The sequence below is a fragment of the Paenibacillus pasadenensis genome, from assembly GCF_023715725.1.
Classification (GTDB): domain Bacteria; phylum Bacillota; class Bacilli; order Paenibacillales; family Paenibacillaceae; genus Paenibacillus_O; species Paenibacillus_O pasadenensis_A.
Genome location: NZ_JAMBOT010000009.1, coordinates 23,676 through 46,880, shown reverse-complemented (window position 1 = coordinate 46,880; position 23,205 = coordinate 23,676). Strand labels below are relative to the sequence as shown.

21 protein-coding genes, 1 tRNA gene and 1 other RNA gene are annotated in these 23,205 nt (G+C 53.4%); 3 read left to right on the top strand and 20 right to left on the bottom strand.

What is annotated here, in order from left to right; all coding sequences use genetic code 11:
- Positions 1-148: 148 nt before the first annotated feature.
- The 4 genes from M3223_RS18485 to M3223_RS18470 form a co-directional block, all read right to left on the bottom strand.
- Positions 149-373, bottom strand: coding sequence for a DNA-binding protein (locus tag M3223_RS18485; RefSeq protein ID WP_251564287.1), 225 nt, complete (start codon positions 371-373; stop codon positions 149-151).
- A 134-nt stretch (positions 374-507) separates the two neighbouring features.
- Entirely contained in the window at positions 508-1,005 is a 498-nt protein-coding gene (locus M3223_RS18480) for a GyrI-like domain-containing protein (protein WP_251564285.1), read from the bottom strand.
- A gap of 80 nt (positions 1,006-1,085) precedes the next feature.
- Entirely contained in the window at positions 1,086-1,721 is a 636-nt protein-coding gene (locus M3223_RS18475) for an FMN-dependent NADH-azoreductase (RefSeq protein WP_251564283.1), read from the bottom strand.
- Positions 1,722-1,748: 27 nt separating this feature from the next.
- Complete coding sequence (locus tag M3223_RS18470; RefSeq protein WP_251564281.1) at positions 1,749-2,609, bottom strand: DMT family transporter; 861 nt, start codon at positions 2,607-2,609, stop codon at positions 1,749-1,751.
- Between the two features lie 130 nt (positions 2,610-2,739).
- Between M3223_RS18470 and M3223_RS18465 the strand changes: the two genes are divergently transcribed.
- On the top strand, positions 2,740-3,192 hold the full coding sequence (locus tag M3223_RS18465; RefSeq protein WP_251564280.1) for a MarR family winged helix-turn-helix transcriptional regulator: 453 nt from the start codon (positions 2,740-2,742) through the stop codon (positions 3,190-3,192).
- A 155-nt stretch (positions 3,193-3,347) separates the two neighbouring features.
- Here M3223_RS18465 and ssrA read toward each other — a convergent pair.
- The 11 genes from ssrA to M3223_RS18410 all read right to left on the bottom strand — a co-directional run bounded on the left by ssrA (position 3,348) and on the right by M3223_RS18410 (position 17,599).
- Positions 3,348-3,711, bottom strand: a transfer-messenger RNA (tmRNA) gene (gene ssrA / locus M3223_RS18460).
- A 253-nt stretch (positions 3,712-3,964) separates the two neighbouring features.
- On the bottom strand, positions 3,965-4,450 hold the full coding sequence (gene smpB, locus M3223_RS18455; protein ID WP_251564277.1) for an SsrA-binding protein SmpB: 486 nt from the start codon (positions 4,448-4,450) through the stop codon (positions 3,965-3,967).
- A gap of 191 nt (positions 4,451-4,641) precedes the next feature.
- Complete coding sequence (locus tag M3223_RS18450; RefSeq protein WP_251564275.1) at positions 4,642-8,418, bottom strand: VacB/RNase II family 3'-5' exoribonuclease; 3,777 nt, start codon at positions 8,416-8,418, stop codon at positions 4,642-4,644.
- Between the two features lie 160 nt (positions 8,419-8,578).
- The gene (gene secG, locus M3223_RS18445) at positions 8,579-8,809 is read right to left on the bottom strand and encodes a preprotein translocase subunit SecG (RefSeq protein WP_251564274.1); all 231 of its coding nucleotides are present in this window, start codon (positions 8,807-8,809) and stop codon (positions 8,579-8,581) included.
- Between the two features lie 377 nt (positions 8,810-9,186).
- Positions 9,187-9,951 carry a sugar phosphate isomerase/epimerase family protein gene (locus tag M3223_RS18440; protein WP_251564271.1) on the bottom strand — a complete coding sequence of 255 codons (765 nt, stop codon included), beginning with the start codon at positions 9,949-9,951 and terminating at the stop codon, positions 9,187-9,189.
- Positions 9,952-10,319: 368 nt separating this feature from the next.
- Positions 10,320-11,615, bottom strand: a complete 1,296-nt coding sequence (gene eno / locus M3223_RS18435; RefSeq protein ID WP_251564269.1) for a phosphopyruvate hydratase — start codon at positions 11,613-11,615, stop codon at positions 10,320-10,322.
- Positions 11,616-11,783: 168 nt separating this feature from the next.
- Positions 11,784-13,319, bottom strand: coding sequence for a 2,3-bisphosphoglycerate-independent phosphoglycerate mutase (gene gpmI / locus M3223_RS18430; RefSeq protein WP_251564267.1), 1,536 nt, complete (start codon positions 13,317-13,319; stop codon positions 11,784-11,786).
- Position 13,320: 1 nt separating this feature from the next.
- Positions 13,321-14,040 carry a triose-phosphate isomerase gene (gene tpiA / locus M3223_RS18425; RefSeq protein ID WP_435368029.1) on the bottom strand — a complete coding sequence of 240 codons (720 nt, stop codon included), beginning with the start codon at positions 14,038-14,040 and terminating at the stop codon, positions 13,321-13,323.
- Positions 14,041-14,097: 57 nt separating this feature from the next.
- Positions 14,098-15,279 (bottom strand): phosphoglycerate kinase, encoded by a 1,182-nt coding sequence (locus M3223_RS18420; protein ID WP_251564262.1) that lies wholly within the window; start codon positions 15,277-15,279, stop codon positions 14,098-14,100.
- Between the two features lie 116 nt (positions 15,280-15,395).
- Positions 15,396-16,400: a type I glyceraldehyde-3-phosphate dehydrogenase gene (gene gap, locus M3223_RS18415; RefSeq protein ID WP_251564259.1), complete on the bottom strand. Its 1,005-nt coding sequence runs from the start codon at positions 16,398-16,400 to the stop codon at positions 15,396-15,398.
- 173 nt (positions 16,401-16,573) lie between these two features.
- Entirely contained in the window at positions 16,574-17,599 is a 1,026-nt protein-coding gene (locus M3223_RS18410) for a sugar-binding transcriptional regulator (RefSeq protein WP_251564256.1), read from the bottom strand.
- A gap of 230 nt (positions 17,600-17,829) precedes the next feature.
- On the opposite strand from M3223_RS18410, the gene M3223_RS18405 reads away from it, so the two are divergent.
- Positions 17,830-17,904: transfer RNA gene (locus M3223_RS18405), tRNA-Arg, on the top strand.
- 290 nt (positions 17,905-18,194) lie between these two features.
- The gene (gene clpP, locus M3223_RS18400) at positions 18,195-18,776 is read left to right on the top strand and encodes an ATP-dependent Clp endopeptidase proteolytic subunit ClpP (RefSeq protein ID WP_251564467.1); all 582 of its coding nucleotides are present in this window, start codon (positions 18,195-18,197) and stop codon (positions 18,774-18,776) included.
- Positions 18,777-18,900: 124 nt separating this feature from the next.
- On the opposite strand, the gene M3223_RS18395 is transcribed toward clpP, so the two are convergent.
- From M3223_RS18395 to rapZ, 5 genes are all read right to left on the bottom strand, one after another.
- Positions 18,901-19,677 carry an SIMPL domain-containing protein gene (locus M3223_RS18395; protein WP_251564254.1) on the bottom strand — a complete coding sequence of 259 codons (777 nt, stop codon included), beginning with the start codon at positions 19,675-19,677 and terminating at the stop codon, positions 18,901-18,903.
- 162 nt (positions 19,678-19,839) lie between these two features.
- Positions 19,840-20,109, bottom strand: a complete 270-nt coding sequence (locus tag M3223_RS18390) for an HPr family phosphocarrier protein (protein WP_251564252.1) — start codon at positions 20,107-20,109, stop codon at positions 19,840-19,842.
- A gap of 253 nt (positions 20,110-20,362) precedes the next feature.
- A complete protein-coding gene (gene whiA, locus M3223_RS18385; RefSeq protein WP_251564250.1) occupies positions 20,363-21,295 on the bottom strand; it encodes a DNA-binding protein WhiA in 933 nt (310 codons plus the stop codon).
- Positions 21,296-21,304: 9 nt separating this feature from the next.
- Positions 21,305-22,294, bottom strand: coding sequence for a gluconeogenesis factor YvcK family protein (locus M3223_RS18380; RefSeq protein WP_251564247.1), 990 nt, complete (start codon positions 22,292-22,294; stop codon positions 21,305-21,307).
- 12 nt (positions 22,295-22,306) lie between these two features.
- Positions 22,307-23,188: an RNase adapter RapZ gene (gene rapZ / locus M3223_RS18375; protein WP_435368028.1), complete on the bottom strand. Its 882-nt coding sequence runs from the start codon at positions 23,186-23,188 to the stop codon at positions 22,307-22,309.
- Between the last annotated feature and the right edge of the window lie 17 nt (positions 23,189-23,205).

Sequence of the window (23,205 nt, the reverse complement as noted above, 5' to 3'; positions counted from 1 at the left end):
CAAAAAAACCGCAACCCCTCATTGAGGCTGCGGTCATTCTTAAAGCTGGGTATACCTGCCTAACTGCTTTAATGAGCAAAAAAGACAAGAAAAAACGATGAAATGAAAAAAAACACCTAGCGGTGTTTGCTCCAAAGGCGACTTGGTTTTATTTCTTTATTAACTCATCGATCTCACTCTTCAATAAGAGGTATCTATGGACACTTCTCATGATGGGCACTTTGGTTAACTTGCTTTTGTCGGTGAAGGATTTCATCTGATCTTTGGAAAGGCCTAACAAAATGCCCGCTTCCGTAACCGTTAACACCTCTTCATTGCTTGTGGCGTTAAACGTCTTTTTCACTTTTTGATTCCAGTCCTGGAATGCATTCATATCCGTGCATCCCTCCTTCTTCATAGCCAACAGCACCATTGACCTCATCCTTCTATTATAACAGAGGGTTTGGTCTTTTGCTTAAACGTCTGAAACAACTTTTAGCTAAAAAAGAGACCGTTGCAGGTCTCTTTTTAGTTTGTTCCTGCTGACTGATCACTCAAGGCAACATAAATGTCGATTTCATTAGCAGGACTTTCGGGGTCATAACGCTCATCCCAGATTTCAAAATCATAATCTTTGGGAGCGCGTCCGTGCTGTTCCAGCCAACATTCGTATAAATAGCTGTACGTTAAATGAACATCCGACTCCACACCCTCATGAGTGCAAACTACATATTCGCAGGCTTCTATTTCCCGATGAGCCATGCCAGCAGGAACTGAAGCGGCCTGCGTCACCTCATAACCGATTAAATGAATGAATTCATCCTGTTTGGCATCAAAATGATCATCCAGAGGATAAATCTGCATTAAAATGACATGGTCATTTTTTTGATGCGGAATTTCGTGTTTGCGCTCAAGCAGCCTGTGATACAAGCCCTTGCCCAAGCCTGATTCAAATACTTCCACAGTAGCTGCGACTTTCATTCCTATCACTTGAAACGAGGGCAGATTAGTTGTTTTAGCTCGCATTCATTCTCCTCCTTATAATTAGTTTAACTTTAACAGGGAGAAAAACCCAGTCCGTGTGACTGCTTGAAGAGGTCGCAAAATTAAAGCGCCCAAGCCAGCTCAACAGCTCTCGTGACGGCTTGATGTTTTTTCTCCTGAGCTTCGTCCTTGTTTTTATCCATCCCCTCCATATAGATCGTTTCGATCCGGTCCACGCCGATGAAGGATAAGACGGAAGTTAAATATCTGCTGCCATGCTCAAATTCTTTTAACGGCCCATATGAATACACATCTCCGCTTGATTGGATAAGAACGGCTGTTTTATTTTCCAAAAGCCCTTCCGGGCCATCCGGTGTGTAACGAAACGTTTTGCGTGCAACTTTGATGGTGTCCACATAGGCCTTCAAGAGAGGAGGAACGCCGAAATTCCATAAAGGGAAGGCAAAAACGTATACGTCCGCTTCTATGAACTGTGAGGTTAGTTGATGAATTTGGTCTGTAATGTCTTTTTCCTTAGGGAGAAGCACGACCGGCTCTACTCCGGAAGAGATTTTTTGCCGTGCAGATAAAAAGTGTTCGTCTACGAGCGGAATATGCTGCCGGTAAACATCAATTTCGGTAACAGGTGCATTAGAATGTATGGCAACATATTCGTTTATTAAACTGCGGCCCACGGTTAAACTAGTCGAATTTGCCTCACTCTTCGGATTCGCTGTAATATACAGGAGCGATTTCAAACCGAATCACCTCTAGGTCTAATTTTTTTAAAGTTGAGAAATCAAAAAAATCCCTATGCACGTACAACCTATTCCCGCCCACTGATTCCATGCAGGTTTTTCACCGCCGACAAACACGCTCCAAAGCAGAGTCACAACAGCAAACAAGGAAGTTGCGGTAATGACAATAGAGGTGTCCTCCAAGCCAAGTCCAAGGTTGTAACAAACAAGCGCTAGTGCGTCAAGAATACCCACGATGACGACCAAACCTGCGTTCTTTTTATCCGGAAGAACTACACGCTTCTTGAAACAGGCATACACAACAGGGAGCAATATCACGGCTTGCATGCGACCGATCCAAACGGTTACCAGACCGCCTAACGCCTCATGCGGATAGCGCAGCCCAAAAAACGCCGTACCGAGAAACAGAGCAGCCAAAATCGCCCAGACCACTCCGCTCTCCAGCTTTCGGCCGGATTTACGCTCCCCTCTTTTGGACAAAACCAAGGTTGTAAGCACAATGCCGATTAACGTCAGTCCAATCGCTGCCAGTTTTACTGCGCTTAGCTGCTCTCCAAATGCAAAGGCCAGAACAACGGTGAAGACCGAGAAACTGGATGCAATCGTGACTACAACGGAGGACTTGCCGGAAACCAGACCTTGATAAAGAAACAGAATACCGATTAGATCCAGTGCCATCCACAAGCCGGCTGCCGCTATATGCGGAATAGAACTCAAGTTATGCCACTGCCCATACCAAGTCACCGCTAAGGTCAGAAAGATCAAGCCAACGACCTGCATGTAAAAAAGGGTCGAAAAAACCCCTGTATTTTTGCTTGCTCTACCCGCAAAAAAGTCAGCTGTGCCAAACGAAAAAGCCGAAAAAAGTCCGAATAACAAACCGTTCAAAAATGTTCCTCCTCACTACATAATTGTTCAAGCAACTATTTCCTACGCAATCAAATTAACACGAACTACTTGCGCAGTCAACAAAAATTCAAGTATGCTTGATTTAACGAAGATCGGGAGGCTTTACTTTATGAATGGACTAGAGGAAGAACAGTTGTCCGTTTGGCGTGCGTTTGTGAATGCACATGCAGCCGTAATTGAGCGAATTGAAAAGGATTTATCCGAGCAGCGGAAAATTCCGTTGACGACATACGACGTATTGGTCGCCTTGTATCAATCCCCGGACAAAAAGCTCCGAATGACCGACCTGGCTAAAAAAGTGGTCATAACCCGCAGCGGTCTGACACGTGTTGTCGAACGACTGGAACGTGAAGGATTCGTAACCAGAGAAAGAACGGAGGAAGATCGGCGGGGAGCTTTTGCCATTTTGACACGGGAAGGTAAAAAGGCCTTTCTCGCCACATGGCCAACGTATGCGGACGGGATATCGAATTATTTTCTCAGCGTCTTGGACGAGGAAGAACGTAAGGTGATTGAAAAAGGGCTGGCTAAAGTGTATCGCGCTTTGCAGGAGGAGCGGTGACTGTGAGTGTGAGTGGCGTGTGCTGGAGTCTGAGTAGAAGCGGGAGCTGGCATCGGCATCATCTCCAGTAGCTCCTTGAGTTTGAGCGGTTTACTGCCTTTTTAATTATGAGCATGCAAAAAAAGCGACCGGATGGTCGCTTTTTCTACTGTACCATATGGAGGCGAGGGGATTTGAACCCCTGTCCGAAGGCAACGGCACACAGGCATCTACGGGTGTAGTCACAGATTTGATGTCACCTGCAAGAGCGCCCCGTAACCGGCTATCCTACAGGTCAGCCTGATTGTCTTCTTCAGCACACCCCAGGCGGAGATGCGACAGCGTAGCCTACTAAGGGTGAGCCCCTACATCCGGCACATAGGCGATGCTGGAGAGGAGCTTAGCATACAGTTTCTTAGGCTGCTGCTAAAGTTGTACGTTGGTTGCCATTTAATAGGCTTTAGCGTTGATAAAGCGGACGCGTCCCCACTACCCGCAACCCATGCTCGAACTACCCCCGTCGAATCCATAAACGCCCCCGAAAGGATCCGTCCTGCCGGCGCATACACCTAAGCTGCAGCAGCCGCGCGGCGGTCCGAAGCGCAAGGACTGTGACGAGCATTCCGCACAGCATTGCAATTCAAAAGCCAACGTAACGTTTGATGTACCTAGTATAACACATCTTGCCGGGCAATTGCGAAGCAATGATTGGATCTCATGATGCCTTTTGGTCAAAACGGAAAGTGTTATTAAGCATTACCAGGTCATGCCTATAAGCCCTGCATTTCGGCTCTTAACGAGCCACCTTTTGCTTTTCGCGAAGCGCACGCTGGATATCTCTTTGCGCATCCTTTTTCGCGGCCGACTCGCGTTTGTCGTATTGCTTTTTACCTTTGCCGAGCCCAATGAGAATCTTCGCATATCCGTTGCGCACATAAATCTTCAACGGAACGATGGAGTAGCCTTCCTGCTTGGACTGGCCGAAGAGCTTGGCAATCTGCGATTTGTGCAGCAGCAGCTTACGCGCGCGCGTTGGATCGGTCGGGTTATGGCGATTGCCCTGTTCGAAAGGACTAATATGCAGATTGTGCAAAAAGATCTCGCCATTACGAACGGTTGCAAACGAATCATTCAGGTTTGCGCGTCCCGTACGCAGCGACTTGATCTCGGTGCCCATCAGCACCATACCGGCTTCATACGTCTCCTCGATAAAATAATCGTGGGACGCTTTTTTGTTCTGGGCGAGCGGTTTTTGAGACTGGTCTTTGTTTTTGGCCATGGCATTCGCCCCTTTCATAAAGCTGAACATCTACATTATGTTCGACTTTGAATCTTCTTCCATTGTAATGGAAATGTATCCTCTTCGCCAAATCGCATTTAAGTAATGAAACAGGGACTGCCAATGGCAATCCCTGTCTTGTAAAGGTAAACGGCTATCACAGCCGCTTAACAAAAGTAAACTTCCAAAGCTTATTCGGCACCTTCGCCGCCAGGATTGCTTTGGCGCGGAGCGCTGCTGTTCACGCCAGCGTCTCCTCCGCTCACCGGCGGAGCGCCTGCCGCGCCGCCTTTGTTCTTCTTACGGCGGGAACGGCTGCGCTTGGAGCCGCCGCCGCCCTCCGGTGCCGCTTCCGACGGAGTGACGGAAGCGCGCGATTCCGCGTCCATATCGCGGAACAGATCGGCAATGTCAGCACGCGTAACTTCGCGAATCGAAGGCGCGGTGCTGCTGCCTTTGCGGCGTTTGCGCTTGCTCTTAGCGCCGCTGGAGGTTTGCTCCTGCTGCTGCTGCGGTGCGCTTGCGCCGGCATTGTTATCTGCCGGAGCTGCTGCAGCGCCGCTGATGGACGGCCCGCGGGCGCCTTTGCCACGGCCATTGCCGCGCGGCGCTCCCTCAGGAGCTGCGCCGCGGCTGCGGTTGCGATCGCCAGGCGCTCCGCCTGGACGGCCGCCAGCGCGATTGCCCATGCTGGCCGGAGGAACCGGCAGACCCCACATGTCGGTACGCTTCGTGCTTTCTACTTTGCCGCCTTCTCGCATGCTCCACGGATTGTCATCCCGTACATTCGGGATGTCCTCCGGCATGCTGCCGCGCCAGCCGTTAGGGCCAAAGCCGCTGTCGCGGCGGCCTCTACCGCCGCCGCCCCCACGCTGACCGCGCCCGGCTGCGCCCGGGCCGCGGCTGCCGGCTTCGCCGGCCCCGCGTCCGCGCTGCGCTCCCGGCCGCGCGCCGCTCGCCGGCGCAGCCGCCGGCCCGCCGCTCTGCGCGGCAGGCCTGCCGCCTGCGCCAGCGCGCCCGGCGGCTGCGCCGCCTTGCCCGCTGCCGCCGTTCCGGCCGGCCGCGGCATCCTTGCCGCGGCGCCCTTTGGCTCCGCGCCCTCCGCGGTTCCCGCGCGCTCCGCCCCTTTGGGCTGCTCCGCGAGAACCTCCTTCGACCATCGCGAAGTCAATCTGATGCTCATCCATATCTACCCGCTCCACGCGCACTTTCACCTCGTCCCCGATGCGATACATGTTGGAGGTGCGCTCACCGATGAGGATCATCTGCTGATCGTCAAAGTGGTAGTAGTCGTCGCTCAGGCTGCTCAGCCGAATAAGACCTTCTACCGTGTTCGGCAGCTCCACGAAAATTCCGAAGCCGGTCACGCTGCTGATGATGCCCGTGAACTCTTCTCCTACTTTATCGAGCATAAACTCGCATTTTTTAAGCTGATCCGTATCCCGCTCGGCGTCTACCGCTACCCGTTCGCGTTCCGACGATTGCTGGGCAATGTCCGGCATGCGGGCCGCAAGCGACTCAATCCGCGCTTCGCTAAGCATACCGCCGTTTTCAAGCACCTCTCGAATGACCCGATGAATAACCAGATCGGGATAACGCCGGATCGGAGAGGTGAAGTGGCTGTAATACTCCGCAGCCAAGCCATAGTGGCCAAGGCTTTGGGCGTCGTAACGCGCCTGCTTCATGGAGCGGAGCATCATGGTGGAAAGCACTGTTTCCTCTTTGGTGCCCTTAATCTCCTCCAGCAGCGATTGCAGCGCCTTGGGATGGACCGTGTTGTTTTTGCCTTTCACGCCATAACCGAAGTTGGAGGCGATCTGGATAAAGGTCATCAGCTTTTCCCCGTCCGGATTCTCATGAATCCGGTAAAGGAACGGCACCTTCAGCCAGTAAAAATGCTCCGACACCGTTTCGTTAGCGGCAAGCATGAACTCCTCGATAATCATCTCGGCGATCGAACGCTCGCGCTTGACGATATCAATCGGTTTGCCTTCCTCGTCAACGATGATTTTAGACTCCTGGAAGTCAAAATCAATCGCGCCGCGCTTCATGCGCTGGCGGCGAAGCTTCATTGCAAGCTCCTCCATCAGCTGGAAGGTAGGCACTAGCTCAGCGTAACGCTCCAGCAGCTCGGCTTTCTCCGCACGGCGCGCCGCGCGTTCCTCCCGTTCAGCTGCTTCGCGTACTGCCCGCTCTGCGGCTGTTTCAACAGGACGATCCGACTCCCCGGAGGCTGCAAAAGCGTCCAGTTGGTCAAAATCCTCCTGCCGGGCGCGAAGCTTCTCGCCTTTGCGGCCGCCGCGTTTGTTGTTGACGACCGGCTGAGCTTCCTGCGCCAGCCAAGGGTTGGTCGAGCCGGAGCGGCCCTGTTCGGCCGCCGGAGCTTCATTCGTTTCGGAGCTTCCTTCATAAAAACCTTTGTCGTCCTTCGCAAATTCCTCGTCGGTGTTCTCTCCGGGAATGCCGGCGTCGCCGCCTGGAATGATGAGGCCCATGTCGGAAGGGCTTTGCAGCCTTTCCGGCCGGGTAACAGAATCGTCTTCGGACTCCACTTCGTCGATAGGAAGAGGCTCGGATGCCGTTCCTTCCTCTGATGGAAGCAGCTCGTCCTCCTCGCCAAAATGACGCGGCACGCCGCCATCATCATCGGCAACGATTGTACCCATTCCGCCGGGAGGAAGCTTTTCAGCAGGAACGCTGAGGCTCGGATCAAACTCCGCTTCGTCAACAGAGACAGGACTCCAGTCGCCGCTTGTTAACGGAGCTTCTCCCTCCGGTTGAGCCTGCGCCGTCAGCTCCGCATCAAGCTCCTCCGGCTCGTCCGGCGTAAGAATTTTACGCACATTTGTGTACGACATCCGCTCCTTGGAACGAATAACACTCGTGAAAACATCGTGCCGGACCCGCTTCAGCGTAGCTGCATCGAACTCCATTTCACAGCTCATCGTCAGCCGGTCTACCTTCGGATGCAGCGAGCAAATTCCGTTGGACAGACGGTGCGGCAGCATCGGAATGACCCGGTCTGTCAAATATACGCTTGTCCCGCGGCGGTACGCCTCTTGATCCAATGCAGAGCGTTCGCGCACATAATAGCTGACATCCGCGATATGAACGCCGAGCAAGTAGTTGCCGTTAGGCAGGCGCTCAATATTAACCGCATCGTCCAGATCCTTTGCGTCTTCGCCGTCAATCGTGACGATCGTTTTGTCGCGCAGATCGCGCCGTCCCTGGCTGACAATTTCCTCCTCCGTAATGGAGTCGGGCGCTGCCTCGGCTTCGTCCATCACTTCATCAGGGAAGCTTTCCGGCAGCTGATGCTTGCGGATAATGGACAAAATGTCGACGCCGGGATCGTTTTTGTGGCCAAGCACTTCGATAATTTCGCCTTGAGCGGCCGAACGGCCCTCTGGATAATTCGTAATATTGGCAACAACCTTCATGCCGGTAACCGCACCGCCGAACGAACCCTGCGGGATGAAAATGTCCCGGTTAATGCGTTTGTCGTCCGGGGAAACAAAACCGAAGCTTTCATGGCTCTCAAATGTGCCGACGAGCTGTTTGACGGCGCGTTCTGCGATCCGTACAACCTCGCCTTCCATGCGGCCGCCGCCTGGCCCGCGCGTCGTAACGCGCACCAGTACCGTGTCACCGTTCATACCGGTGTTCAGGTCATTGGCGCCGATGTACACATCGGGATGAGCCTTGTCCTCAGGCAGCAGAAAAGCAAAACCTTTGGCATGCACCTGCAGTCTGCCCTTGAGCAGATTCATGTGCTGCGGCAGGCCATATGCGCCGGACTCGCTGCGGAGAATCGCACCTTTTTCCTCCAGCTCATTGAGCAGCTTCAAAAAGGCTTTAAAATCAGAGGCGTTGTTAATACCGAGCTGCCTTTCCAACTCTTGATACGTCATCGGCTTGTACGCCGGCTGGTTCATCAAGTCGAGCAGTGATTGTTGTTCGATGGTCATGTTCTCCTTCTCACCTCGTGCCGTACCGTCCTGAACTGGCAGTTCCAGCCACTTCTATCTCCTATGTAGTATACACGAAATCAGGCCTCATCAACCGTTGTCTCCTCAGAATAAAAAGAAAAAGCGGGGATTCCCCCGCTTCGTCAATGCTTCATCCGTGCTATTTCAGGTAAGCGACCAGGAGCGCTACGATGAAAAATCCAGCTGCCAGGCCGATGGTCAGACGCTGTAGAAACAGGTCCAGGCCGCGTGCTTTTTGTTTGCCGAACAGATGCTCTGCGCCGCCGGAGATTGCTCCAGCAAGACCGGCACTTTTACCTTTTTGCAGCAGAACAACCGCAATCAGACCAACGGAAAAAATGACGAGCACAATTTTCAGGAAAAGATCCATGCTTGGTTACCTCCCAGCCTTCGTACAGCCTCCCGGCTGCCAGCCGTTATGAGTTTTGCACATGCAGGCCGTCTCCTGCAGCCAGCAAGCGGCATGCATGGGCAAAACCGCATCATAAACAGCGATTTCATTATATCATACGCGCCTCGACGGAAACAAGCATTCCATGACAGGTGAACAATACTTGCTGCGCCAAAGCTCGGACCTCCGATCACTTTTTCACCGCCAACTTAAATGACTAGTTCCCGCTAAACGCAAAAAGGACCGGCCTCTGCCAGTCCTTTCAAGCCAAAGTACAGTAACCTGCACCGCGTGACTACAAGCAGCAGGTCGATTTACACCAGCCGACAAGCTTCTATCCGCCGGCCTGCAGGTTTTTAATACCCTTTGGAGCGCAGATAATCGAGGCTCAGCTTGGCGCTTTCCAGAGAGGACTTCGCAAATTCCTCCTGCTCCACGATAAAGTACTCGATGCCCGCATCCTCGGCGATGGAGAAGACGGTGTCAAAATCGACCGAGCCGCTGCCGACCTCTGTGTCGCGGCGGCCGTCGCCGAAGTCCTTCAGATGGGCAATCGGCGTACGTCCCGCGTACCGTTTCACATATTCGGCCGGAGATTGTCCGCCCATATGAACCCAGCCCAGGTCGAATTCCATAATCATATCTTCTGCCGGGATGAGCTCCAGCAGATGGTCGATGACAGGCTTGCCGTCCACCTTTTTGAACTCAAAGTCATGGTTATGGTAGCCGTACGTCAGACCGGCTTCCTTCACCTGTTTGGCCGCTTTTTGCAGCGTAGCGACAAGGCTTTCCACATCGGACAGCTCCGGATTTTCCGGAAGCGGAGCCCATGGCGTGATGAGGTATTTCAGCCCGATCGCCTTAGCGTATTCGATCTGCTCCGCCAGATCCTGCTGCATTTTCTCCGGGTTGTTGAAATTAAGCCCCACATGGGCGGAAACGGCCTTGATGCCTGTTTCCTGCAGCACCTTGTTGAGATCCTCCGGGCTAGTATTAAAATAACCGGCGAATTCGACGTAGTTGTAGCCCATATCGGCTACCTTGCTGATTGTGCCCAGAAAGTCTTTTTCCGTCTGATCGCGAAGCGTGTAAAGCTGCAGTCCAACTTGAGGTTTAGCCATGCTTGAACACCGCCTGTTCGGATTGGTTAGGTTCGGTTGACGCTCTCCTGCTCGTCTCTTAACGCCTCTTAGTATAGCGTTCCATTGATAGCGCTTGCCATGTCTGTTTTTGCAGCTTTTGTTTGCTATTTTGTCTTTTAAAAGACTGGCTAAAAAGTCCCGCTGCGCCAAAGGTCGGCCCTCCGATCGCTGTTAACCTCGGATTTCTTCGAACTCAACCTCCCAAAGGGGTTGAAATCCGACGTTAAAGGCGAACGCTGACGCTTCTACGGGCTCGACCTTTGGCTCCGCTCTTTTTACCAGCTTTTAAATATTTGTGTGTGTATAAAAAAGTCCCGCCCGCAAAAGCGGACAGGACATTTAAACCATTACTTCTTGAAGTTTTTGAGGTTGTAGAACGCGCTGCGGCCGGCGTATTGAGCCGTGGAGCCGAGCTGGTCCTCGATGCGAAGCAATTGGTTGTACTTCGCAACCCGGTCCGTACGGGAAGGAGCGCCCGTTTTGATTTGGCCGGCGTTTGTTGCAACAGCGATGTCGGCAATCGTGCTGTCCTCGGACTCGCCGGAGCGGTGGGAGATAACAGCCGTGTAGCCAGCGCGTTTTGCCATTTCGATGGCGTCGAACGTTTCCGTCAGGGAACCGATTTGGTTTACTTTAACGAGGATGGAGTTGCCTACGCCTTTGTCGATACCGTCGGACAGACGCTCGGTGTTCGTTACGAACAGGTCGTCGCCAACGAGCTGCACTTTGCCGCCCAGCTTGTCGGTAAGCAGCTTCCAGCCATCCCAGTCGTCTTCGGAGCAGCCGTCTTCGATCGTGATGATCGGGTATTTGTCCGCCCAGCTTGCAAGCAGGTCGACAAATTCAGCGGAAGTATAGGATTTGCCTTCGCCCGTAAGATGGTATTTGCCATCTTTGTAGAACTCGGTGGAAGCAACGTCCATGCCCAGGAATACGTCTACGCCCGGCTTGTAGCCAGCGCGCTCGATTGCGGAGATGATCGTCGTGATCGCTTCTTCGTTGGAAGAAAGGTTAGGAGCAAAGCCGCCTTCGTCGCCAACAGCCGTGTTCAGGCCTTTGTCTTTCAGAACGGATTTCAGGTTGTGGAAAATTTCCGCGCCGATGCGCAGAGCTTCCTTGAAGCTTTCAGCGCCAACCGGCAAAACCATGAACTCTTGCACGTCAACGTTGTTGTCGGCATGCTCGCCGCCGTTGATGATGTTCATCATTGGAACTGGCAGCACTTTAGCGTTGAATCCGCCCAGGTACGTGTAAAGAGGCACGTCGAGAGCGTCAGCAGCAGCGCGGGCTACAGCCATCGAAACAGCGAGGATCGCGTTTGCGCCGAGTTTGCCTTTGTTGTGCGTGCCGTCCAGCTCGATCATTTTACGGTCGATCAGCACTTGATCCAGCGCGTCGAGGCCGATGATTTCCGGAGCGATCAGCGTGTTCACGTTATCAACGGCTTTCAGAACGCCTTTGCCGAGGTAACGGCCTTTGTCGCCGTCACGAAGCTCTACCGCTTCGTAAGCGCCAGTGGATGCGCCGGAAGGAACGATAGCGCGGCCTTTGCCGCCGGACTCCAGGGATACTTCAACTTCAACCGTCGGGTTGCCGCGGGAGTCAAGCACTTCGCGTGCGTATACGTCAACGATAATAGACATAGGTTCAACACTCCTTGTTCGTAGTTGGATAATTAGGCAGTCTAACCCGACTGCGTGGGACAAACATCTTTATCAGTATAACAGCAGGCGGGCTCCGGTACGAGCCTGTCTGCCGCATAACCGATCATCCGCCCGAGGGCGGTCATCAAAAAGCCTGTTGGCCGATGTTTACGCCTTAACGATCAGCGACTGGCCTGTCATCTCAACCGGCTTCGCCAGACCCATCAGGTCCATCAGCGTCGGTGCGATGTCAGCCAAAATGCCGCCTTCACGCAGCGAAATTCCTTTTTGCGTCACGATGAGCGGAACCGGGTTCGTCGTATGAGCCGTAAAAGGACGTCCGTCCGGGCCGATAACCATATCAGCGTTGCCGTGGTCCGCCGTGATGAGCACAACGCCGCCTTTGGCAAGCACAGCGTCTACAACGCGGCCCATACACTCGTCCGTCGCTTCAACCGCTTTGATCGTCGGCTCCAGCATGCCGGAGTGGCCGACCATGTCAGGGTTGGCGAAGTTCAAAATGATCGCGTCGTGTTTGTCGGAGTTGATTTCACGAACGGCGGCATCCGCCACCTCGTACGCGCTCATCTCTGGCTGGAGGTCGTATGTGGCAACCTTCGGCGAATTGATGAGCACCCGAGTTTCGCCCGGCAGCTCCTGATCGCGGCCGCCGCTGAAAAAGAACGTCACATGCGGATATTTTTCCGTCTCGGCGATGCGCAGCTGCGTTTTGCCTTGCTGCACAAGCACCTCTCCGAATGTGTTGTCCAAATTCTTCGGCTTATACGCAACGAAGCCGCCTACCGTTTCGCTAAACAGCGTCAGGCAGACAAAGTACAGATCCTTCGGCGCTTTATCGCCGCGGTCGAAGCCGCGGAAATCTTCATTCGTAAACACTTGGGACAGCTGAATCGCACGGTCCGGGCGGAAGTTGAAAAATACAACCGCGTCCTCGGATTCTACGAGCGCCACAGGCTGGCCATCCGCATCGATGATGACCGTCGGCATGACGAACTCATCATATACGGACTTCTCGTAAGACTCGCGCACGGCCTGAATCGGGTCCACATACTGCGGTCCGTCGCCATATACCATGGCGCGATAGGATTTCTCCACACGCTCCCAGCGTTTGTCGCGGTCCATCGCGTAATAGCGGCCTTGAACGGTCGCGATACGGCCGATGCCCAGCTCTTCGATCTTGCCCTGCAGCTGCGTCAGGTAACCTACTGCACTATCCGGCGCTACGTCGCGGCCGTCGAGGAAAGCATGGATGTATACTTGCTCCAGCCCTTCCTTTTTGGCAAGCTCAAGCAGCGCGAACAGATGCGCGATATGGCTGTGTACGCCGCCGTCGCTGACAAGCCCGTACAGATGCAGCTTTTTGTCGTTCAGCTTGGCATGGCGAACGGCGCCGATCAGCGTGTCATTGTCATAGAACTCGCCGTCGCGAATCGACTTCGTGATGCGGGTCAGATCCTGGTATACGATGCGGCCTGCGCCGATGTTCAAATGGCCAACCTCGGAGTTGCCCATTTGACCTTCCGGCAATCCTACCGCCTCACCGCAAGCGGTCAGCGTTGTATTGGGATACTCCGCCATGAAACGGTCGTAGTTCGGCTTGTTCGCTTGCGCGACCGCATTGCCGACGATGTCATTGCGGAGGCCGAAGCCGTCCATAATGATCAGCGCAATTGGAGCTGCCATCTTACTTAGCCCCCTCGACCAGGGCGATGTAGGAAGCCGGCTCCAGACTTGCGCCGCCTACGAGCGCGCCATCGATATTCGCTTGGCCCATGTATTCTTTAACGTTAGCAGGTTTAACGCTGCCGCCGTATTGAATGCGGACTGCATCAGCCGTAGCTTGATCATATAGAGCCGCCACAACCTCGCGGATGTATGCGATAACGTCCTCGGCGTCTTCAGCCGTAGACGATTTGCCCGTTCCGATCGCCCAGATCGGCTCATATGCGATAACAACTTCGGCGGCCTGAGCGGCGCTAAGGCCTTTCAGCGCGCCTTCCGTTTGCACTTTGCAAACGTCCTTCGTTTCGCCGGCTTCGCGTTCTTCCAGCTTTTCGCCTACGCAGAGGATCGGAGTCAGACCGTGCTTGAAAGCAGCGGCGACCTTTTTGTTCACGATCTCGTCCGTTTCGCCGAAATAAGCGCGGCGCTCGGAGTGGCCAACGATAACGTATTTCACGCCGAGATCAGCCAGCATAACGCCGGAAATTTCGCCGGTGAAAGCGCCGTTGTCCTCGAAGTGGAGGTTTTGCGCGCCGATGGAAATCGTCGTGCCTTTGGATGCCTCTACGAGAGCCGGGAGGCTCGTGAATGGAGCGCAGATGACGCTTTCCACGCCTTCAACTTCCGCTCCGCCCTTCACTTCATTGAAGAAAGATACAGCCTCGGAAACGGTTTTGAACATTTTCCAGTTGCCTGCAATAATTGGTGTTCTTGCCACGATGGTATCTCCTCTCTTGGCTTATTTATCGTTAAGAGCGACTACGCCTGGAAGGGCTTTGCCTTCCATGAACTCCAGGGAAGCTCCGCCGCCCGTGGAAATGTGGTCCATTTTGTCCGCCAGCTCAAACTTCTCTGCTGCCGCTGCGGAATCGCCGCCGCCGATAACCGTGTAACCGGAAGTTTCGGCACAAGCTTGTGCGACCGCGCGCGTGCCATGGGAGAATGGCTCGATTTCGAATACGCCCATCGGTCCGTTCCACACAACAAGCTTGGACTCTTTAATCACGTTTGCATACAGCTCGCGGGTTTTCGGTCCGATGTCGATGCCTTCCCAATCTGCCGGAATGCCGTCTACGTCAACGATCTTCGTATTGGCATTTTTGCTGAACTCGTCGGTAACAACGATATCAACCGGAAGCATGAAGTTTTTGCCGAGCTTTTTGGCTTTCTCGATGAATTCAAGCGCCAGGTCCAGCTTGGAGTTGTCGCACAGCGATTGTCCGATCTCGTTGCCTTGAGCTTTGAAGAACGTGTAGGACAGGCCGCCGCCAATGATGATGTTGTCAGCAATCTCGATCATTTTGTTGATGACCTCGATTTTGTCCTTAACCTTGGAGCCGCCTACGATAGCCGTAAACGGACGCTCTGGATTGTTCAGCGCTTTGCTGAGCACGTCCAGCTCTTTCTCCATGAGCAGGCCGGATACGGCCGGGAGCAGATGCGCGATGCCTTCTGTGGAAGCGTGAGCGCGGTGAGCGGCGCCAAAAGCGTCGTTCACGTACAGATCGGCCAGCGAAGCCAGCTGTTTTGCGAACTCCGGATCGTTGCTCTCTTCGCCAGCGTTGAAGCGCGTGTTCTCCACAAGCAGCACGTCGCCGTCTTGCAGCGCAGCCGACTTAGCTTGTGCGTCAGGACCAGCCGTATCGTCGGCTTTGGCAACCGGCTTGCCCAGCAGCTCCGACAGGCGAACCGCAACAGGCGTAAGACGCAGCTCTTCCTTCACTTCTCCGCCTGGACGGCCAAAGTGAGCGGCCAGAATGACGCGCGCGCCTTTTTCGATCAGGTATTGAATCGTTGGCAGCGTCTCGCGGATACGAGTATCGTCGGTAATCGCTCCGTCTTCCATCGGCACGTTAAAGTCAACACGTACGAATACGCGTTTTCCTGCTACTTCCACATCACGAACACTTTTTTTGTTCACAGTCGCTCGCCCTCCCGGTGTTAAGTATCTATAGATAAAACATTGTTAAAAGAGGAGAACGATCGATCGCCTCTCCTCTTTAACTGTAACGCTGTCTATGCAGTTAAGCGCAAACCTTACAGGCCTTTGGAAGCGATGTAAGCTGCGAGGTCAACGACGCGGTTGGAATAGCCCCACTCGTTGTCATACCAGGAAACGACTTTAACCATGTTGCCTTCTACTACCATCGTGGACAGGCCATCGACCGTGGAGGAAGCAGGGTTGCCGTTGTAGTCGCTCGATACGAGCGGCTCTTCGGAGAAGTAAAGGATGCCTTTCAGCGGGCCTTCAGCTGCTTCTTTAAGGGCAGCGTTCACTTCTTCAACCGTTACGTTGGATTTAACTTCAGCTACAAGATCCGTTACGGAAACGTTTCTCGTAGGAACGCGCATTGCCATGCCGTTCAGTTTGCCTTTCAGCTCAGGCAGCACGAGGGATACCGCTTTTGCAGCGCCCGTGGAGGAAGGAATGATGTTTTCTGCAGCAGCGCGAGCGCGGCGCAGGTCCTTGTGAGGAACGTCCAGTACGGATTGGTCGTTCGTGTAAGCATGAACCGTCGTCATCATGCCTTTTACGATGCCGAACTTGTCGTTCAGAACTTTCGCGAAAGGAGCCAGACAGTTCGTCGTACAAGAAGCGTTGGAGATAACCGTATGGGAAGCAGCGTCGTATTTGTCTTCGTTTACGCCCATAACGATCGTGATATCTTCGTTTGTAGCTGGAGCGGAGATGATAACTTTTTTCGCTCCGCCTTTCAGGTGAAGCTCAGCTTTTTCTTTAGCCGTGAAAATACCAGTGGACTCAACAACGATTTCAGCGCCTACGGAAGCCCAAGGCAGGTTCTCTGGATTGCGCTCTGCAAATACTTTGATTTCGCGGCCGTTCACAACCAGCGCGCCTTCTTTTGCTTCAACCGTAGCGTCGAGAACGCCATGAGTCGTGTCGTATTTAAGCAGGTGAGCCAGTGTTTTCGTGTCCGTCAGATCGTTAACTGCCACGATTTGAACTTCGCTGTTGTTCAGGGCTGCGCGGAACACGTTGCGTCCGATACGTCCGAATCCGTTGATACCAACTTTTACCATTGTTGATAACCTCCTGATAAATTAAATTTCGTTCTTGCTTGCTATGTCAAAACAATTCGCTTGGCCCTGCTCCTGACAGGCGCAGAGCCTGCGGCTTGTGATGAATCCTGATTTCTGCGGCGCATACCGCCGGAAACAACCCCTGCACCATTATCGCCATCATTGGCGTGATGCTATTCCGGCTGCGCCGCAATTTCGAGTGCTGCCGCCTCGTCCGTGACGAGAACATCCTCGTGGCCGAAGCGCAGCACAGCGGCAATCGCCTCCGCTTTTGAACGTCCGCCGGCGACGCCGATGACGACCTCCGTCGTCATGATGTCCTCCAGTCGGATGCCCGCCGTCTGCATCTTGTGCACAACGGAGCCGCCCCGGTCAAAATAGTACCCCCATGCTTCGGCTAATGCTCCCTCCGCATTCAGTTCCTCTACGACGCTGTTGTCTACGCGTCTGCGCCGCGCCATCGTCATCGCGTCCCCGATGCCGTGAATCACGATGCGGGCGCTCCGGATGACGCCGACAATCTCCTTCACGCCCGGCTCATGCATGAGGCTTGTGTAAGCCTCCTCGCTAATATGATCGGGCACGTGAAGCATTCGGTACTGGGCGCCGGTCCGCTTCGCCATGGCGGAGACGATCGTGCTGGCCTGATACTCCAGGCTTTCGCCCAAGCCTCCGCGTGCAGGCACGAACAGATTAGTCGGATGCGGAGCCGGGGAATTAAGATGTGAGGCAACCTGAGCGAGCGTTGAGCCTCCGGTTACAGCGACGACGTCGCCCTCCCGCAGCTGCTCAAGCAGCACGGCCGCGCCAGCGCGGCCAAGCTCCCGCTTCGTGCTGCTTGACGTGTCGGAGTCACCCGGCACGATAACAACCTTGCGCAATCCGAAGCGGCTTCGCAGCTGCTCTTCAAGATTGGACAAACCGAGCAATCCGCTCAGCACAGGCTCCATCTCTTCCAGCAGGCGGCGGCCGCTTTGGCTCACGCGCATGCCTGAGGCGTTAATTTCCAGAAAGCCTTGTTCCTTCAGAAAGTCGGTCTCAGCCCGCAGCACGCGTTCCGTCATGCCAAGGGATGCGGCTAGCGAGCGGCGGCCGATCATATCCGCGACCAACACCTGATGGAGAATGGAATACCGCAGACGCACCGTCTCCAGCAGATCCGGCACAAGCTGCCTCTGCAAATCAATTAGACTGCGCATAAGCGCTCCAACTCCACTCGTAAGCTTCCCGATTCGGGACGAATAACGTCCCGGCCATTCAATAAACGTCCCACAACCTCATTGTACTCCTTCTTTTATAGACCCGCAAGTGAGGTTTACCCGCTGAAAACGATTACCTGGGCCTATTTCTATTGAAAGTTTAGTAAAACCGCTTTAGTGTTGCTTTTTAATGCCAGCTGTTATACAATCTTAGACGTTACGCTTTTCAAGCGCCCGTGGTCCAATGGATATGACGTAGGCCTCCGGAGCCTGAGATCTAGGTTCGATTCCTAGCGGGCGCGCCACTTTTACTAATTACATACCGAATTCATACAATCGCGCATTTTTCTGAATCGTTCAGAAGGATGACGCGATTTTTTATTGTATATTTAGAAGCAGACCGGAAACCTTTGTGGCAGCTTTCGTTTAAGGCCGCTTCGAGCCGGTTAGAATGGGCTATGGGGAGCCTTTTCAAGCGTTCCCCGCGCCCTTTGACCAAATTTGACTTTCGTAAGAAGTTCCATTAAAATGAAAGCCAGCAAACCGCTATCTACTGTCTAATTGAAGGATATAAGGGAGGGACTTGCACTTGAATATGAACTATGTGCCTATGGTCATCGAGCAAAGCAACCGCGGAGAACGCGCTTATGACATTTACTCCAGGCTGCTCAAGGATCGCATTATTTTCCTCGGCACCGGCATCAATGACGTCGTAGCGAACTCCGTCATCGCTCAGCTGCTGTTCCTCGCAGCAGATGATCCCGAGAAAGACATTTCCATCTACATCAACAGCCCTGGCGGCTCCATTACAGCCGGTATGGCGATTTACGACACGATGCAGTTCATTAAGCCGGACGTATCGACGATTTGCGTCGGCATGGCTGCATCGATGGGCGCTTTCCTGCTGACAGCAGGAACAAAAGGCAAGCGTTACGCGCTGCCTAACAGCGAAGTGATGATTCACCAACCGCTTGGCGGCGCCGAAGGCCAAGCCAGCGATATCGAGATTCGCGCCCGCCGCATCCTGAAGATGCGCGACAAGCTGAATCATATTCTTGCAGAACGTTCCGGCCAGCCGCTGGAGCGCATCGAGAAGGATACCGACCGCGACTACTTCATGAGCGCTGAAGAAGCCCGCGAATACGGCCTCGTTGACAAAGTCATTGAGACGCTGTAAAAATTAAAGCGGACCAGCTTTTCTCCTTGGAGAGAGCTGGTCTGTTTTTTGTTTAGGTCCTGTAAAGAAATGAAAAAAGCCCGGCCCTCTGCAGGGATCCGGGCAATTCTATATAATGAATCTTTTATTTCAACTGGAATACAACCGTCAGCTGCGCCTGAACGTCCACTTCTCCTGGCTCTACGGAGGTGCCGGCTGCGTCGTTAGCTTCCTTCGCCATTTCTTGACGGAAGACAGGCTGCACTTGGGCGCCGTTTTCCGTAATATTAATGACCGGGCCGAGCGTCCGTCCTGCTGCAGCCGCAAGAGCTTCGGCTTTGGAGCGGGCGTTTTCCACCGCTTTTTTGAGCGCGTCGTTTTCGTACTGGTCCTTTTTCTCGGTATCAAAGGTTACGCCGCCGATTTGGTTCGCTCCTGCTGTGCCCAGGCTGTCGAGCAGCGCGCCGGTTTGCTCAATGTTGCGCCATGAGATGCGAATCTCATGTACAGCGGAGTAGCCCGTCAGCACCTGACCGTCTTTTTCCGAGAATTTGTATTGAGGCTGTACGTAGTATCCGGTTGTTTTCAGATCCTTGTCCGTCAGCTTGTACGTCTCGGTTAATACTTTACGAACCGCCTCATAACGCTTTGCCGCGGCAGCCTGAGCTTCCTTCGCAGTTTTGGCCGTTACATTAACGCCTGCCGAGATGTATGCAATATCCGGAGTGACCGCAAGCTTGCCGTCGCCCTGCACCGCAATCGTATTTTCCATAACCGCTCCCTGCTCCGCATATACAGGTTGAACATTCGGGCTGCCGCTCAAGCCGTTCCAGGCCAGCAGCGAGCCTGCCGTCAGTCCTACTGCCAGCAGCACCACTTTTCCGCGATGAACCAATTTGCCCATGCCTTTACTATCACTCATTATTGACGCCTCCTTATTTCTATTTGTCCTTGTAAACGGATTCTTGTATGTAAAGGTTGCAATTTCCATCCATTGTTCCCTAGAAGGTTTTTGATATACGAGAATGAGCGCACAAAAAAAACAGCCCCTGCGTCCCAAGGACACAAAGACCGTTTTGCTGCATTACTGGTTTTCCAGCTCTTCCTTGCTAACGAGTGAGACTAAAGCGTTTACAGCCTGTTCGGCGTCCGAACCCTCCGCACTGATGTAAACCTCGGTGCCGGAGCTGATGGCCAAGCTCATAATGCCCATAATCGACTTTGCGTTCACTTTTTTCTCGTCCTTCTCGACGAAAATTTCAGAGGAGAATTTATTGGCTTCCTGAACGAAGAGCGCGGCTGGTCTAGCATGAAGACCTGTCTTCAACTTCACGACTACGGGTTGTCTTGTCATGAATAGTTAACCCCCTAACGTATATATAATTGATTACAAGCAAAGCGCCTTCGCAAAACGGCTTCATCGTCGCCGGGACGTAAATCGCATGCGAATGCAGAGGAGTAACTCCCAACAATCTGAGAATCGCTGTCTCCCTTACCGGACTAGGCGCGTTTCATCCAACTTTAATGGGCTTTGCGAACTACGCAAGGAGCCCTTCCTGTAGTCAAGACTGTTATCATTATACCATCGTAAATCCGAAGTTAAAAGTTTAGCTGCCTCGGATTTTTTCGGCCAATTCGTCAATTTTGCGCAATCTGTGGTTAACACCTGATTTACTGACGGAGCCTTTGAGCATCTCTCCGACTTCCTTCAGATTCATATCGGGATGCTGCAAGCGTATTTCCGCCACTTCGCGCAGCTTTTCCGGCAAGTTCTCCAAGCCGATTTCTTTTTGCAAAAGACGGATGTTGTCGATCTGCCGCACCGCCGCTCCAATCGTTTTGTTGAGATTTGCCGTCTCGCAATTGACGATTCGGTTCACGGAATTGCGCATATCGCGCATAATGCGCACATCCTCAAACTTAAACAGCGCCTGATGCGCGCCGATAATGTTCAGCAGCTCGATGATTTTTTCGCCTTCCTTGATATAAAAGACGAAGCCTTTTTTGCGTTCGATGCAGCGGGCGTTAAGCCCGAACTTGTTGGCTAGAGACACCAATGCGGAGCAATGCTCCTCATACATGCAGGCTATTTCCAGATGGTACGAAGAGCCCTCGGGATTGTTGACCGAACCTCCGGCGAGAAAGGCCCCCCGCATATAGGCCCTTTTACAGCAGGGCTTACGGATCATATCTTTATCGATGCCTTGATTGAACATGAACCCTTCAGAAACAATGTTCAGTTCTTTAAGGATTTCCTGTACGCGGGCCGGAATACGCACGATGTAGACATTATTTTTTTTGAGCCGCATTTTTTTGCGGACGAGCAGCTCGGTATGCACATCAAACAGCTTTTTAATCAAGCTGTAAATGCGTCTTGCGATCGCCGCATTTTCGGTGGAGATATCCAGGATGACCTTGCGGCTGGACAGGTGAACCGAACCGTTCATGCGGATCAGCGAGGACAGCTCCGCCTGCTCGCAGCACGCGTCCTGATTTTCCACGAGCGTTAATTCTTTTTTCGTTTGAGCAGCAAAGGACATCCCTTCATCTCACCCCTTCCGGTCCATCCAGCTGTCAACCAGCTGGTATATATGATGGCTTAGCCTGACGGCGTCATGCCGTAAATAAGTGCGGAACAATACGAGGCGGTCGGCGATGACCTTATACCCTCGCCGGGTAACCTCATCCAGATCGAGATGCACTGCCTTGGCACCCATTTCGGCGTAACGGTCTTGCACTTGAGGAGGAATCTCGCCATCGTTAACGATGACATAGTCAAACAGCTGATGGCCGATATGCTGCTGAATCGCTTCCAAGTGATCGCTAACCGCATAATCGTCCGTCTCCCCAGGCTGGGTCATGACGTTGCAGATGAAAATTTTAAGCGCATTCGATTGCACAATCGCATCCGCCAGCTTAGGCACGAGCAGATTAGGGATAATACTTGTATATAGGCTGCCCGGACCGATCAAGATTGCATCCGCATCCTGAATTGCTTGACAAGCCTCTTCAAGCGGCTCCACATCCGCAGGCTCGATGAACACCCTCTTAATCGGCTGCCCCGCCAGCGGAATATTGGACTCGCCTTCCACAATCGTTCCGTCAACCAGCTCGGCCTTCAGCACGATCGACTGATCGGAAGCTGGGAGCACCGTGCCGCGCACGGCCAGTACCCGGCTCAGCTCACGGATGCCCGTAACGAAGTCCCCGGATATATCCGTCATGGCAGCGAGCATCAGGTTTCCAAGACTGTGTCCTGCCAGTCCGGTGCCGTTGGTGAACCGGTACTGCAGCATTTCCGACAGCAGCGGTTCCACATCCGCCAGTGCGATAAGCACGTTGCGAATATCTCCCGGAGGCGGCATTTGCAGCTCGCTGCGAAGCACACCGGAGCTGCCCCCGTCATCGGCCACCGTGACGATGGCCGTAATGTCGAGCGCCTTCTCCTTAAGTCCCCGCAGCATAACGGACAGTCCCGTGCCTCCCCCGATTACAACAATCTTCGGGTTCTTCTGGTCGGTGTATCTCTTTCTTGCCATTACCATCCCGCCTTATGGGCGGTCACGGTCAGCATCGCGATGGCTCACCCGGACAATCTCCGTCTCGCTGCTGCCGAGCATTCGCCCGAGATATTCCGCTATGGCTACGGAGCGATGCTTGCCTCCCGTACAGCCGATGCCGATGACGACCTGGCTTTTTCCTTCTTTGCGGTAAAGGGGAATCAAAAACTGCAGCATATCCAGCAGCTTTGTTAAAAACATCTGGGTATCCGGCCACTTCATAACATAATCATATACATCCGGCTCCTGGCCTGTGCGTGGACGCAGATGATCCACGTAATGCGGGTTCGGCAAAAAGCGGACGTCGTAAATGAGATCGGCATCAATCGGTATGCCGTACTTGAAGCCGAACGAGGTAACAATGACGGTAAACTGTCCCTGCTGCGTGTTCGTAAAGCGCGAAATAATCGCTTCCTTCAGCTGCGCAGGCTTCAAATTGCTTGTATCAATTACCTGGGTGGCCGACGCTTTCAGTTCTTCCAGAAGCCTGCGCTCCATGCCGATGCCATCCAGCGGCAGCCCTTCGGGAGCAAGCGGATGGCGGCGGCGGCTTTCCTTGTATCGGCGTACCAATACGCTATCGGTCGCATCCAGAAACAGAATTTCATAAGGAATTGTAAAATGAGAACGGATATAGTCCAGCGATTCCGACAGAGCGGTGAAAAACTCGCGTCCGCGCAAATCGATGACAAGCGCAACCTTGGCAATCTTGCCGCTGGAGCCGTCGATCAGCTCTGCGAACTTCGGAATAAGCACAGGCGGCAGATTGTCCACGCAGAAAAAGCCGAGATCCTCCAGGCTTTGCACGGCAAGCGTCTTGCCGGCCCCCGACATTCCTGTAATGATAACCAGTTGTGCCGTATTCATTTCCATTAAGATTCCCCCTCCAG

Bases quoted from the DNA above. Each gene is read 5' to 3' on its own strand.
- M3223_RS18485 (WP_251564287.1), bottom strand. From the start codon at position 373: ATGAATGCATTCCAGGACTGGAATCAAAAAGTGAAAAAGACGTTTAAC.
- M3223_RS18480 (WP_251564285.1), bottom strand. From the start codon at position 1,005: ATGCGAGCTAAAACAACTAATCTGCCCTCGTTTCAAGTGATAGGAATG.
- M3223_RS18465 (WP_251564280.1), top strand. From the start codon at position 2,740: ATGAATGGACTAGAGGAAGAACAGTTGTCCGTTTGGCGTGCGTTTGTG.
- smpB (WP_251564277.1), bottom strand. From the start codon at position 4,450: ATGGCCAAAAACAAAGACCAGTCTCAAAAACCGCTCGCCCAGAACAAA.
- M3223_RS18450 (WP_251564275.1), bottom strand. From the start codon at position 8,418: ATGACCATCGAACAACAATCACTGCTCGACTTGATGAACCAGCCGGCG.
- secG (WP_251564274.1), bottom strand. From the start codon at position 8,809: ATGGATCTTTTCCTGAAAATTGTGCTCGTCATTTTTTCCGTTGGTCTG.
- M3223_RS18440 (WP_251564271.1), bottom strand. From the start codon at position 9,951: ATGGCTAAACCTCAAGTTGGACTGCAGCTTTACACGCTTCGCGATCAG.
- eno (WP_251564269.1), bottom strand. From the start codon at position 11,615: ATGTCTATTATCGTTGACGTATACGCACGCGAAGTGCTTGACTCCCGC.
- gpmI (WP_251564267.1), bottom strand. From the start codon at position 13,319: ATGGCAGCTCCAATTGCGCTGATCATTATGGACGGCTTCGGCCTCCGC.
- tpiA (WP_435368029.1), bottom strand. From the start codon at position 14,040: ATGTTCAAAACCGTTTCCGAGGCTGTATCTTTCTTCAATGAAGTGAAG.
- gap (WP_251564259.1), bottom strand. From the start codon at position 16,400: ATGGTAAAAGTTGGTATCAACGGATTCGGACGTATCGGACGCAACGTG.
- M3223_RS18410 (WP_251564256.1), bottom strand. From the start codon at position 17,599: ATGCGCAGTCTAATTGATTTGCAGAGGCAGCTTGTGCCGGATCTGCTG.
- clpP (WP_251564467.1), top strand. From the start codon at position 18,195: ATGAACTATGTGCCTATGGTCATCGAGCAAAGCAACCGCGGAGAACGC.
- M3223_RS18395 (WP_251564254.1), bottom strand. From the start codon at position 19,677: ATGAGTGATAGTAAAGGCATGGGCAAATTGGTTCATCGCGGAAAAGTG.
- M3223_RS18390 (WP_251564252.1), bottom strand. From the start codon at position 20,109: ATGACAAGACAACCCGTAGTCGTGAAGTTGAAGACAGGTCTTCATGCT.
- whiA (WP_251564250.1), bottom strand. From the start codon at position 21,295: ATGTCCTTTGCTGCTCAAACGAAAAAAGAATTAACGCTCGTGGAAAAT.
- M3223_RS18380 (WP_251564247.1), bottom strand. From the start codon at position 22,294: ATGGCAAGAAAGAGATACACCGACCAGAAGAACCCGAAGATTGTTGTA.
- rapZ (WP_435368028.1), bottom strand. From the start codon at position 23,188: ATGGAAATGAATACGGCACAACTGGTTATCATTACAGGAATGTCGGGG.